The sequence below is a fragment of the Gorillibacterium sp. CAU 1737 genome (genome assembly GCF_039888655.1).
Lineage (GTDB): Bacteria > Bacillota > Bacilli > Paenibacillales > NBRC-103111 > Gorillibacterium.
On the sequence record NZ_JBDQQO010000004.1, the window covers coordinates 324,199 to 337,296 of the forward strand.

Consider the following 13,098-nt stretch of genomic DNA (forward strand, 5'->3'; position numbering starts at 1 on the left):
AGTCCGTAGGATTCCAATACGGTCCCACCCGCGATTTTGAGAGAGAAGGAGACTCATCATGACGAATGCTGACATTTTGAGAGTTTCGATGAGCCAGTCTGCGATTGATGCGAATTGCAAGCCGGAGGATTTTCTCCTAGCGGAGAGCAAGGTGGTGCGGTCTGCAGCTCACCCTGACGCGAGAAAGTACCTTGACCTGCCCTTCTTTTGCAGTCTGGTGTCGTATGGAACGAACATCGTGGCGTCAGTACACCCGGACTTCGCCGAACCGGCAGAAGCCTATATCCACAAGTATTCGGTCGAGCATTGCTTCGAGACGCCGAATCTTCACGTTCTGAACGATGACCTGCAGCAAAGGGGGATGCGGATCTGCGAGATGGCGGAATACTTCCTGCCGGACCTTGAGGCGCTTCAGCCTTGCTCTACGCCCTTTGAACTCCGGCTGCTCACCCCGGAGGACTTCGCCGGGCTGTACCAGGAGCCTTCTTGGACAAATGCCCTTTGCGAAAAGCGCAAGCACCTGGATGTGCTGGCGATAGGGGCCTATGACGGGGAAAGGCTCGTTGGCTTAGCAGGTTGCTCGGCCGATTGTGAGACCATGTGGCAGATCGGGGTCGATGTCCTTCCCGAATACCGGCGGAACGGCATCGCCTCCGCCCTCACCAGCCGGCTGGCCCTGGAGACCCTGGAGCGGGGCAAGGTTCCCTTCTACTGCGCCGCCTGGTCGAACCTTCGGTCGGTCCGCAATGCGATCCGGAGCGGGTTCCGGCCGGCGTGGGTAGAGATGACAGCGAAGAGCGTCGAGAAGGTCGCGGAATTAAACCGACAATAGGGCGCATGAAAGAAGCCCCGCCCCCAGCGGAAACCAAATGAGAAGATCATTTGACAGAGGCGAGCCGTCTGTGTCATTTTAATAGAAAATGTATCCATGTACCGCCTTAACGCGTTGAAACAAAAACCGAGTTGACGGTGGGCGGAGCGTAAGGTAAGATGAGGTTAGTTAAATCACATAGGAATACTTGGTTTTGAGCGAACGCCCTTCTTTTCATCCCATTATCCCATTGGAGGAATGACCGATGACGCAAGAAAGACAGCTTCAACCCGAGACGCTCGCTGTACATGCCGGGCAGGAAGTCGACCCCACGACGAATTCCCGCGCCGTTCCGCTCTACCAGACAACCTCTTATGTGTTCAACAGCACGGAGCATGCCGCCAACCTGTTTGGCCTCAAGGAATTCGGCAACATCTATACCCGCCTCATGAACCCGACGACGGATGTCTTCGAGAAGCGCGTTGCTGCGCTGGAGGGAGGCGTAGGGGCACTTGCCACCGCCTCCGGGCAGGCAGCCATCTCGCTGGCCCTCTTCAATATCGCGGGGGCCGGGGACGAGATCGTCTCCTCGACGAGCCTGTACGGCGGTACCTATAACCTGTTCTCGACGACGCTGCCGAAGCTGGGCATTCAGGTCAAGTTCGTCGACTCCTCCGACCCGGAGAATTTCCGCGCTGCCATCACGGAGAAGACGAAGGCCCTGTATGCCGAGACGATCGGCAACCCGAAGGGCGATGTCCTCGACATCGAAGCGGTCGCCAAGATCGCGCATGAGCACGGCATTCCGCTCATCGTCGACAACACGTTCCCGAGCCCGTACCTGCTTCGCCCGATCGAGCATGGAGCCGACATCGTCGTGCATTCCGCAACGAAGTTTATCGGCGGGCACGGCACCTCCATCGGCGGCGTGATCGTGGACGGCGGCAAGTTCGATTGGAAGGCGAGCGGCAAGTACCCCGGCTTGACCGAGCCGGATGCCAGCTACCATGGCGTCGTCTACGCCGATGCGGTCGGCCCTCTCGCCTTCATCATCAAGGCCCGCGTCCAAGGCTTGCGCGACCTCGGTGCCTCCATCTCGCCGTTCAACTCCTTCCTCCTTCTGCAAGGGCTGGAGACGCTGCACCTGCGCATGGAACGTCACAGCGAGAATGCGTTGAAGGTGGCTCGCTTCCTGGAGGAGCATGAATCGGTGGAATCGGTCAGCTACGCAGGACTGCCTTCCCATGCTTCCTACAAGCTGGCGCAGAAGTACCTGCCGAAGGGAGCCGGCGCGATTCTCACCTTCGAGATCAAGGGCGGCGTGGAAGCCGGCAAGAAGCTGATCGAATCCGTCAAGCTGTTCTCGCATCTGGCGAACGTAGGCGATTCCAAGTCGCTGATCATTCATCCGGCCAGCACTACTCACCAGCAGTTGAATGAAGAGGAGCAATTCTCGACGGGGGTTACCCCGGGGCTTGTCCGCCTCTCCATCGGTACAGAGAGCATCGACGATATCCTGTATGACCTGGATCAAGCGATCAAGGCGAGCCAGACCTAAGCTGGATGGATCAGCCTTGAATGTGGTGAAGGATCAAGCTTGAGAAATAGGCTAGATCAGCATGAAGTGACAGAAGGAGCAGTCTCCCCCAGGGAACTGCTCCTTTTTTTGTGAGGGATCGAGTTCTCGGCTGCTTCTACACGGGGGTTGCTCAACTCAACCCTTCCGCTTTTGCCAACGCGATGATGCTTTGAATAAATGGAGCTTTCTCGTTTGTATAGGTAATCCGGTCGTCGGGGTACAAGTGGGCAAGCTTCTTTTTCAACTCGGCATATTGGCGAAGCGCGTCTGGATGGTTCCGTAAATAGTTGCGAAACCCTAATTGGTTCTCCCATTCCTCGCTCGCAAGCTCATAAACGTGCAGATGATGCGTTCCTTTTCGCCATTCGCCTTTTCGGAAGAACCGACGTTTTGGAAATTCCTCTTTTGGCACATATTCATAACCGATGGATTGCAAGGGCTCGACAAAGGAATCCGCTGCCCTCAGGTCCTTCACGGCAACCGCAATATCAAGGATGGGTTTGGCAGGCAAACCGGCTACAGAAGTGCTGCCAATATGTTCGACGGCAAGAGCCTGATCCCCTAGCACCTCTATGATCCTTGCCCTGTCCAGCTTAAACTGCTTGGGCCACTCGGGGTTGTACTCCACCACGTTCACTTCATAGGTCACTCGGGCTCACTCCTCGGATTGCTTGCCTCCCTTGCCGCGCTGCTCTATGCGGGAGCCCTCGAAGGGAGGCTTCTCCCTTCTTATATCAGAAGCATACAAAAATCGCCATGTTTTTGGCTGATAGTAAGGAGAATATCATAGAAATTCCTGAATTTTTCCCCTATGATAGGAAAATAGTTGCAAAAACGACCATGTGGAGGCGAAAGCAACATGAAGAGGCTGACGGCCTTGATCCTGGCTGTGCTGATGACCGTGATGGCGGTGCTGCCAAGCAGTAACGCTGCTGCGGCCACGTCTTATTTCTCGCACAACCCGGCGCTCAACTCTATTTTTCAGCAGATGGAAAAGCAGTTTCTGAAATTCCCCAACGATGAAGTGGTACCTCTTGAATTCTATGAGCTCGCTGGGGATGAAAGTGAGAGGAACACGGTTAAACGAACGGTTAAGAAAATTTCCGAGCAGCAGAGGAAGGACGCGGTGGCGCGGCATTTGAACGAGATTCGGGCCGAGATTGAGATCAAGGAAGAAGAACTCGGCGGGCTTTCCGCGCAGGATTACAAGCGGATTGCGGATCACCTGACGCAGCAAATGCTGCTGACCCAGGGCAGCGACTTCGGCTGGAATGTGGCAGGAACGAGGGTCAGCCTCCATTTAAACGTCAATTACGATGCATTCTATAATTTCCCAGGACTTGTGGGCAACTTCGCTGGAATGGGCAAGGAGAAGGACCAAGTGAGCCAAGCGGACCTCCTGGTGAAGAACAAGGTCAATCGGTACCTGAATCAAGCGATTCAGAAGGGGAACAAGATTGGGGCGGACATTCTGAAGCGGTTGCCCGGCGAGGTGGAGAAGGTGTTTGTGGAGCAGCAGACCTCGAAGCTCGTTACCTACCGGGTGCTGTCGGTCCTTCACGACGACATCTTCAATCCAGAGGATGAGTCCCGGTACGACGGATCGGAGTCGGTGGAAGACTTCATCGAAAGCTTCGAGGTTTGGGTGAGCTCCGAAGCGCTGGACCGGGAAGTCGAGATGCGGATGGAATACTTTCAATACCCGGCGGATGCACCCTCCGCTGATTTCAAGACCTATATCACCAAGCTGATCGTGAACGAGGAGCTGTCGGATTCCTTCACCTCCGGGTTTACCAAGACGATCACGCTGGACGAGTTGGCCAAGCTGTACTTTGAGAATGAGGAAGTGAGCGAGAAATTCGTGATCGAGGACCCGGCGGTTCCGGCCGGCAGTCCGGACTATATCAAGCAGGCTTACATCTATGGCATGCTGGATGATGCCAAGAACCTGTCGAAGCCGTTGACCCGATTGGAGGCGTCCCGCTATCTGGTCGATGGCGTCATCTACGACAACGGCTTTGATAACTGGCTGCCCATCACGGACGCCGGCAAAATACCGGTTGCCGATCAGAAGACCGTGGCGATCAATTTGTCCGGCGGCATGGGTACCCGGAGCGACAAGTTCGAGCCCCAAACGGGTTATATGAAGCAGGAAGCGATTCGGGACCAGGCCCGCTTCTCTTTTACCTTCCTGAGAGGGTACAACATTCCCTACAGCGAAAGTGCGGTTTCGCAGGTTCTGGTTGGAAAGAATACGGTTCATTTGCTGTTTGAGGATAAGAAGGCGCTGAACGAGTACCTGGAGAATTACCTGGACGATACGGTGCTGGACAAGGTCAAGCCGAACGGAAAGTACACCAAAGTGGATACAGGCGGGGCGGTCATCGAGCTGTTTACACCGGAGAACGGGGTGAAGTTTACGATGAAGTCCGGTGTCACCTTCTTCGATCTGGAGAAGGGCGAGTACGGCCCCGGCATGGAGTACAGCATTGAGCCGAAGGTGGTCAAGGCAACCGATAAGCTGGACATGACCCTGCAGCCGGATGCCATTAACAAGAAGCTCAATCCGAAGCTGGACGCGGTGCTGAAGAAGATCATCAAGCCGAACATGACCGATCAGCAGAAGGTCAAGGCCATTCACGATTACATCATCACGAATGTCACTTACGACATCAAATTGAAGGATGTGCAGACGGTAGAGAGCATTCTCGTCACCCTCGAAAAAGGCAAGGGCGTCTGCGGCGACTATGCGCTTCTCTTCATGTATCTGTGCAGACGAGCCTCCATTCCCTGCGTATACGAGGCCAGCGTCGAGATGGAGCATGCGTGGAACTCCGTGTACATCAATGGACAGTGGTTGTTCATTGACGCGACTTGGGACGATGGCGACAACGGCAAGATCAAGTACACCTACTTCCTGAAGGACCGCTTTGCCTTCATGAGCAGCCATACTCCGATCATGGGCGTCCCGAAACCCACGATGTTCAAGAACCTGGACCCGATGAAGCTGAAATCACAGGATGAAATCCGCGGGTACCTGCTGCAAAACTTCTATTGGGTAGACGGCTTCAAGCTGAGCTTCCGCGTAGCCGACAAGTCGCTGAAGCCGATCATTCCCTATATGAAGGACCCTGATGTCTCCGTCAAGCTGACGTATGACGCCAAGGCCGATCTGTACACGGTGACGGCCAAGAAAAAGTAGGGAGAAACCATGCGGAGGTGAAAGCAATATGAAAAGACTGTCGGCGTTAACCCTGGCTGTGCTGATGACCGTGATGGCGGTGCTGCCAAGCCGTATCACTGCTGCGGCCACGTCTTATTTCTCGCACAACCCGGCGCTGGGCTCACTTTTTCAACAGCTGGAAAAGCAGTTTTTGAAATTCCCCAACGATGAAGTGGTGCCCCTGGCATCCTATGGGATCATTGGGGATGCAAGCAAAAACACAATCCCCCGAACGGTAAAGAAAATTTCCGAGCAGCAGAGGAAGGACGCGGCGACGCGTAAGCTGAACGAAATTCGGACCGAGATCGAGATCAAGGAAGAACGACTCGGCGGGTTTTCCGCGCAGGAATACAAGCAGATCGCGGATCACCTCACCCAGCAAATGCAGTTGGCCGCAGGCAGCGAGTTCGGCTGGAACAAAGAAGGCACGAAGGTCATCTTTCATTTAGATGTTGATCTTGATGGGTTTTATCGTTTTCCAGGACTTGTGGGCAATTTTGCCCGAATGGGCAAGGAGAAGGATCAGGTCAGCCAAGCGGATCTCCTGGTGAAGAGCAAGGTCGACCGGTACTTGAATCAAGCAATTCAGAAGGGGAACAAGATCGGGGCGGACGTTCTGAAGCGGCTGCCCGGTGAAGTGGAGAAGGTATTGGTGGAGCAGCAGCCCTCGAAGATCGTCACGTACCGGCTGCTGGCGAGCCTTCACGATGATATCTTCAATCCAGAGGATAAACCCCAGTACGATGGATCGAAGTCCGTGGAAGACTTGATCGATAGCTTTGTCGTCTCCGTGAAGATGGAGGTCCGGAACCGGGAGGCTCAGATGAAGCAGGAGTACTATGAGTACCCGGCGGATGCCCCCACGGCGGATTTCAATACCTATATCACCAAGCTGATCCTGAACGAAGAATTGTCGGATTCCTTCACTTCCGGGTTTACCAAGACGATCACGCTGGATGAGTTGGCCAGGCTGTATTTCGAGAACAAGGAAATAAGCGAGAAAATTGTGATCGAGGACCCGGCTGTTCCGGCAGACAGTCCCGACTGGATCAAGCAAGCCTACATCTATGGCATGCTGGACGATGTCAAGAGCCTGTCGAAGCCGTTGACCCGATTGGAGGCGTCTCGCTATCTGATCGATGGAGTCATTTACTCCAAGGGGAGTATGGACTGGCTGCCCATTACGGACGCAGGCAAAATTCCGATTGCCGATCAGGAGGCTGTGGCGGTTAACCTATCCGCCGGCATGGGCACCCGGAACGACAAGTTCGAGCCCCAAGCGGGCTATATGAAGCAGGAGGCGATCCGGGACCGGCAGTTCTTCTCCTTTACCTCCCTGAGAGGCTACAACATTCGTTACAGCGAAAGAACGGTTTCGCAAGTTCGACTCGGGAAGGATTCCATTCATCTGCTGTTCGAGGACAAAGAAGCGCTGAACGAGTACATCAAGAGATATTTGGACAGTACGGTGCTGGGCAAGATCAAGCCGAACGGGACATACACCAAGGTGGATACGGGTGGGGCCGTCATCGAGCTGTTTACACCAGAGAACGGCGTGAAGGTTACGATGAAGTCCGGTGTTACTTTCTTCGATCTGGAGCAGGGGCGCTACGGCCCTGGTACGATGTACCTCATCGAGCCGAAGGTGATCAAGGCAACCGACAAGCCGAACATGACCCTGCAGCCGGATTCCTTCTATCAGAAGCTCAATCCGCGGCTGGATGCGGTCTTAAAGAAGATCATCAAGCCGAACATGACCGATACGCAAAAGGTGAAGGCCATTCACGATTACATCATCACGAACGTTACCTACAAGCCCAACGCTGAGGTAACGGTAGATAACGTTCTGACTCCCCTCCAAAAAGACAAAGGTGTCACCGGCAACACCGCTCTCCTCTTTGTGCACCTGTGCAAACGAGCCTCCGTTCCCTGCGTATACGAGTCCAGCCAAATGATGAACCATGCGTGGAACTCCGTATACTTGAACGGACAATGGTTATTCGTCGATGTGACATGGGACAGCGGTAGCAACGGTAAGGTCCAATACACCTACTTCCTGAAGGACCGCTTCTTCTTCATGGGCCTGAGCAGCCACGATCCGATCATGGGCGTCCCGAAGCCTGAGCTGTTCAAGAACCTGGATCCGATGAAGCTGAAATCGCAGGATGAAATCCGCGCGTACCTGCTACGGAACTTTTATTGGACAGACGGCTTCAAGCTGAGCTTCCGCGTAGCCGACAAGTCGCTGAAGCCGATCATTCCCTATATGAAGGACAACTATGTCACCGTCAAGCTGACGTATGATGCCAAGACCGATCTGTATACGGTGACGGCCAAGAAAAAGTAAGGGGAAGACAAAATGAAGAGGCTGTCCCTGCAAAAAAGCCGGGACAGCCTCCTTTTTTTATTCCTGTCATGGAAAACAACTCAACTAGGAGCGAATAGATCGCTCTGCTTCTTCAATGGATTGATAGAGGCTTTGAAAACGGGCATCGGTTCGTAAGGGGTCATACTCCTTACTTGAAAACCGTTGAAGCATGTGCAGCTTACGGAAATCACTCGGGGTAATAGCCGAGACTTCCTGACCATTCGCAAGCAAGGATGCAGGAATGAATGGTTTCAGAGAATGAATACTCTTTATGGCGCAGTCTGCCGCCGACTGAAGATAGTCGATCGCACTCTCGTTCTCGTGCTGCTTCAAAGCAAGCTCAGCCATGTCCATGTAGGCCGACGCCTTGTACCGCAAAAGGATAGGGACATCATCCTCTTCCATCAAAAGATCGGCGACACTGCAAAACTTACTCACGATCAAACCTTTCTCTTCGGGTGAGTAATGGTCGGTATCCTTCATGTAGGATATCTGCTGGAACAACGAAACAATGAGCGCAACGATTGCTTGTTGCCCTATTTGAATCTTTTCCTTGCCCTCCAGAAACATCACCAGGGCGTTTTCTTGTGTCTTATAGATCGTTGGCAGTTGCCTTGCGCCTTTGATTGCTTTTTCGGTATCGCCGTTTCTCCAATAGGAATGACATACATTGAACAGGAAGGCGTTCCTTATCTCGGCATCCGGACAGTGTTCAACGATCCGCTCTGAAAGTTCAATGGCTTCGGCCCTGTTTCGCACCCTTTCGGCAGGCGAAGCTTCGCATTTTTCGAGCGACGTAACAAGCTGTGCCATAAGCAGATAGTCGTTCGGATACTCCCTAAGCGCTTCACGCATCAGCAGAATGTTGTCTGCATGATTCCCCTTCGCGTTGTTTTCGTTCCACTGGGCATGAAAGTCGTGGAGACGTTCCTCTCTTCGGATTTCGTTCATTCCCATCAGCTCGTCGAGAGTAACATCAAAAAAGCGCGCTATAACGGGAAGAAGGGGAAGATCAGGATAACCGTCGCCGCGTTCCCATTTGCTTATGGCTTGAAAGGAAACGCCGAGAAAACCAGCAAGATCCTCCTGTGTCAGGCTTCTTTCCTTGCGTAGTCTTTTCAGATTACCTGCTATATGAATGGTCATGCCTTTCCCTCGCTTACCAAAGATAAACAGATCTGTTTTCCCCTCTATCGTACCGATCCGTCAGAGCTGTTTCAATAAACGCATATTTGAAAGGGACTCTACGAACCGTAGAATAAGCAAATCGATAGGGGAGAAGAATCCCTCATTCCGTATGAATCAACTGTTTTCTATCCGGGTCCCAGCGCCAGGTGGGATTACCCTGCAGGTGCAGCCCGCCGTACCACTCCTTCATTCCCTTCACCTTCACCCAGTCCTGTGCACCTGATGCGACTTTCAGTCCTAATTCCGTTAGGGAGAGCTCGCTATTTTCATCCCGCAGCTCGATAAGCGCATTCGGCTGTTCCGACATCCTCTTGACTTGATAGCCAAATTCCAAATCTCCCATTCCCAGCACAGGTAAGCGAGTTCCGATCTCATCAAACACCTCGCGAGGAGTGGCAGCCCCTTGTTGAATCCGCTCCAGGATGATCTGTTCGACGATCCCCAGCCCGTTCCTTGCGGATGGCAGGCGGGATAGATGCATGTCCAGGGCCGCGTGAGCAAAGGGCAGGGCTGATGTGTCCTCATGAAAAAGGGCAGCGTGTCGTTCCACATCTGGAGAAGCATAGGCTTCCCAGATTCTGCTGCCCAACGCTAACTCTCGCTGATCGATCCTTTTCCACGTGCCGGACAAGGTATCCAACTGCTTGGGGGTAAGCTGCCCCAACCCCCGAAACAGCTCGATGCCTGGATAATCTCCGATGCACAGTAGATTCAGCTTGGTGGAGCCTAAGGGTTGCTTGGAAAACCAATGCAGCAAATAGCTCAGCATGAGCTGATCAAACAAATCGTGCTCGAACCATAGGACCACCTCATCGTACTTGTGGAAGCTCTGCAGAATCTGTTCCTGCGACTTGCAAGCTGCCGCATAGTCCTCTGCTGGAATGCCCAAGGTTCTCTCCAATTCCTTTGCTCTTGTCGCCCTTTGCCGGGCTCCGTCCATTTCGACAAAGACGGGACCTGCCGGATAGACCTCTCTCCAAACCAGAATATCTCCGTGAACCTTCGCCTTCTTCAGCTTATCCCCGACCACATCTCCATTAACGATGTGAAGCATGGATACTCCTCCTTCGTATAGATCATGGAACATGGACACAAAGTCGGAGACAAGCAACGAGGTTCTCAGCTTGTTGCGTGCGTCGAACAACCGTTTTTTAAGTGCAGAGGGGGAGAGGTCCAGGAAACTGGATAGTTCTTTTATCGAATACCCTTGGAAATAGAACAATTCGACGACCAGCTTTAACGGGCTGGATAACCCCTCAATGGATTGATGAAGGGCTTCCTGCCGTTCCTTTCTTTCCAGAATGGCCTCTACATTGAACTTGTCCGCATTCTTTGCAATCGATTCGTCTATCGGTATCGTGGAATGCCGTTTCCGCCGAAGAAGGCGGTGGCATTGACGTTCGAGGATGCTCTTGAACCAGCCCGGGAACGCCTCTGCCTCCTTTAACTTATCGAGATGGGCAAATGCTTCTGCGAACGCTTCTTGAACCGCATCTTCTGCTAGGCCCGGGTCCCCTACCTTCCGATAGGCTACTGCAAAGGCCATACCACTGAAATGGTTCACGAGCTGCTCCCAGGCCATTTGATCACCAACCCGAGCTTTTTCGATCCACTGCTGCACCGTTTGCACCTCCTTTGCTGTCCAGTTCTATATACAAAGTGCCGGTATCGTTGCAAAAGGTTACAAAAAAGCAGAGCCGCGATGATCTTCCCATCCGTGGAGGATCTGCTGCTCTGCTTTTGGCCTACCACTCCAGTGAACCTATACAGACTCCAATCTCTGGATCAGCTCCAATGCTTCTTCATGATCCGGTTCCAGCTTCACTAATTCCTTCAGGTAGGTCAATGCCTCATCTTCTACTTCTAACTCGAAACAACAGATGGCTAAACAATAGTAGACGGTAGAGACGACCTCCCCTTGTTCTTCCTGGATCGAGAGTTCCAAAAACCGTTTGGACTCCGGGTACAGGTCCATCTCAAACAGCAAAAGGCCAGCTTCTAGTGCGATGTTATAGCGCTGCTCCATAACATAGAAGGATGACCACAACCTCTCAATCCCATGAAGAATATTTTGTCGTTCCTCGTCATTCGCTTCCTGCAGCAAACTTGAGATCTGCTTCGAGCTCTGGACGAAGAATTCGGCATCATAGCCGCCCAAACGCCAAAAGCTTAAAATCTGCTGGAGATCCATGCTATCCAGGTTGCGATCGACCCATTCCTTCAGAATAAAGAATTCATCCGGACCAAAGCGCTCAATAAACCGGCGATATGCCAATCGGGTTTGGGAGTAGCTCATCGGGGTGTTCAACTGGAGGATACAGCCCACATTGATGTTTTTGTAATGATGCGGGGGAAATAACGCGAGCGCTCCATTCTGCTGAAGAACGTGCTTAATCGCATGGTAGTTGGCCGTTAAGGAGAAGCTTCCATGCAGGATCAGCTCGGGAGGTTCCGCAAATTTGAAGTCTTCCACCAGGTGATCCCCTTTGTCAGCCGTTATCAGCAAATACCCCGCCTGCGACAGCTGGTTTAATCGATCCAAACAGGTCAGGGCGGCGGATGGGAATAGGACGTGGGAGTCTTCCAATTGCTCCTGGTAGATGGCGATGAGATCCCGGTAAGGGTAGGTCTCCTGCTCGTACTCGGGTGCCCGACGATGCTCATACTGCAGGGAGATCTGAGTAAGCAATTCGGACGGCTTCAGGGACTCCCTGTGTTTGGGATAGTCAACGAGTACATCGGCCTCGTAGATATGACCTTCTCCCACATAAAGGAGCTCATGCGGAATGCTGTCAAAGAAGTAATTGCCCACGATGATCAAGGGTTGTTTGAGGTCTCCCGGACGAATGGTTGTTTCGGACACGACCAAGTTCAATACAGCGTCATGAACAGCGTCAAATCGTGCAAAATCAAGCATCCCTCTCGCGATAAAAGGTTGAAGTGCCGGATGCTCCTTCCAAGCGAGGACATTGTTCATCGCCAGATCGGTCATGATATATCGAAACAGAGGAACCGGGATCCCCGCATAATCGATCAACTGACTTAGCTCGTGCAGCACATGGAAAGCAAAACGCCCCGCCCCGGCTCCTAACTCCACGAGTAGAACAGGCTCGGAGGTCTCCCCAATACGAGCTCGGTCTTGCAGAAATCCGAATATCATCTCGGCATAGGCTGTAGCGATCAGGGGATTGCATGTGATGTATTGAGGAACCTGATCGTTGTTCCAGGCCTTCAATCCTTCTTCTTCATAATAGCTGCGTTGAATCGTCCATATCGGTGCTTCACTAAAACGGTAACGTTGTTTCTTTGCTGCCTTCATCTTCATGTTATCCTGCTCTCTACGAATAGTGATTTCTCTACCTCTAGTGTACCTTACCTGCGTCTATAATAATCCCGTCATCCTCCAATGAACCTCATTCAAGTTCATCTACCGGAGTGCCGATTAGAAGGGGAACAGGGAATTCATAGCTTTCCGTTGCAAGAAAAACCACTCGCCACCTTCTGTTTTTACTTCTTCTGTGACGGGAGAAATCATCCGTCCACATAATCAGCAACGGGTCGAACAACTCGTTTTGCGCGTCGGCAATCTTCAACTTGATCTCATCGAAGCTCCCCTGAAAGACGTCGGATAGCAAATTCCACGTTCCGGATGGTTTTTGAAATAGGGCTTCCCATAAATCCGTTTCTTCCCCGGCATCATATAAAACCTGAGCTACTTCCTCTACTTGGTTACGTAAACGTTGGTTCTCCTCGATGGCTTCCTGAGGTGTCGCCATGTCCTCCAGGTAGAGCGTAGAGTCGTCCCCATGGAGCTGCTTGAAGCAATCATAATGGCAGTAGAAGGTTTGTTCTTTTCGCACCATGGCCGTGTGATCGCAATTTGTCGTTACGGTCAATGCACAGGGGTTATGTTTGTTTATCCTCTTGTC

At 52.6% G+C, this 13,098-nt stretch carries 9 protein-coding genes; 4 read left to right on the forward strand and 5 right to left on the reverse strand.

Going from position 1 to position 13,098, the window contains the following annotated elements:
• Window positions 1-58: 58 nt before the first annotated feature.
• Together AAFN83_RS11210 and AAFN83_RS11215 are read left to right on the forward strand one after the other, a co-directional pair.
• Entirely contained in the window at window positions 59-832 is a 774-nt protein-coding gene (locus AAFN83_RS11210) for a GNAT family N-acetyltransferase (protein ID WP_347769270.1), read from the forward strand.
• Between the two features lie 244 nt (window positions 833-1,076).
• Window positions 1,077-2,369 (forward strand): homocysteine synthase, encoded by a 1,293-nt coding sequence (locus AAFN83_RS11215; RefSeq protein ID WP_347769272.1) that lies wholly within the window; start codon window positions 1,077-1,079, stop codon window positions 2,367-2,369.
• Between the two features lie 151 nt (window positions 2,370-2,520).
• Here the strand turns inward: AAFN83_RS11215 and AAFN83_RS11220 are convergent, their stop codons facing one another.
• Window positions 2,521-3,039, reverse strand: coding sequence for a GrpB family protein (locus AAFN83_RS11220; RefSeq protein WP_347769274.1), 519 nt, complete (start codon window positions 3,037-3,039; stop codon window positions 2,521-2,523).
• Window positions 3,040-3,249: 210 nt separating this feature from the next.
• Here AAFN83_RS11220 and AAFN83_RS11225 point away from each other — a divergent pair, with 210 nt between their 5' ends.
• Both AAFN83_RS11225 and AAFN83_RS11230 read left to right on the forward strand, forming a co-directional pair.
• A complete protein-coding gene (locus tag AAFN83_RS11225) occupies window positions 3,250-5,592 on the forward strand; it encodes a transglutaminase domain-containing protein (RefSeq protein ID WP_347769276.1) in 2,343 nt (780 codons plus the stop codon).
• Window positions 5,593-5,620: 28 nt separating this feature from the next.
• Window positions 5,621-7,960, forward strand: coding sequence for a transglutaminase domain-containing protein (locus AAFN83_RS11230; protein WP_347769278.1), 2,340 nt, complete (start codon window positions 5,621-5,623; stop codon window positions 7,958-7,960).
• A gap of 84 nt (window positions 7,961-8,044) precedes the next feature.
• Here the strand turns inward: AAFN83_RS11230 and AAFN83_RS11235 are convergent, their stop codons facing one another.
• The 4 genes from AAFN83_RS11235 to AAFN83_RS11250 all read right to left on the reverse strand — a co-directional run bounded on the left by AAFN83_RS11235 (window position 8,045) and on the right by AAFN83_RS11250 (window position 12,945).
• Window positions 8,045-9,127, reverse strand: coding sequence for a helix-turn-helix transcriptional regulator (locus AAFN83_RS11235; RefSeq protein WP_347769280.1), 1,083 nt, complete (start codon window positions 9,125-9,127; stop codon window positions 8,045-8,047).
• Between the two features lie 142 nt (window positions 9,128-9,269).
• Complete coding sequence (locus tag AAFN83_RS11240; RefSeq protein WP_347769282.1) at window positions 9,270-10,790, reverse strand: sigma-70 family RNA polymerase sigma factor; 1,521 nt, start codon at window positions 10,788-10,790, stop codon at window positions 9,270-9,272.
• A 141-nt stretch (window positions 10,791-10,931) separates the two neighbouring features.
• On the reverse strand, window positions 10,932-12,488 hold the full coding sequence (locus AAFN83_RS11245) for an SAM-dependent methyltransferase (protein ID WP_347769284.1): 1,557 nt from the start codon (window positions 12,486-12,488) through the stop codon (window positions 10,932-10,934).
• A 94-nt stretch (window positions 12,489-12,582) separates the two neighbouring features.
• Window positions 12,583-12,945, reverse strand: coding sequence for a hypothetical protein (locus tag AAFN83_RS11250; protein ID WP_347769286.1), 363 nt, complete (start codon window positions 12,943-12,945; stop codon window positions 12,583-12,585).
• Window positions 12,946-13,098: the final 153 nt, after the last annotated feature.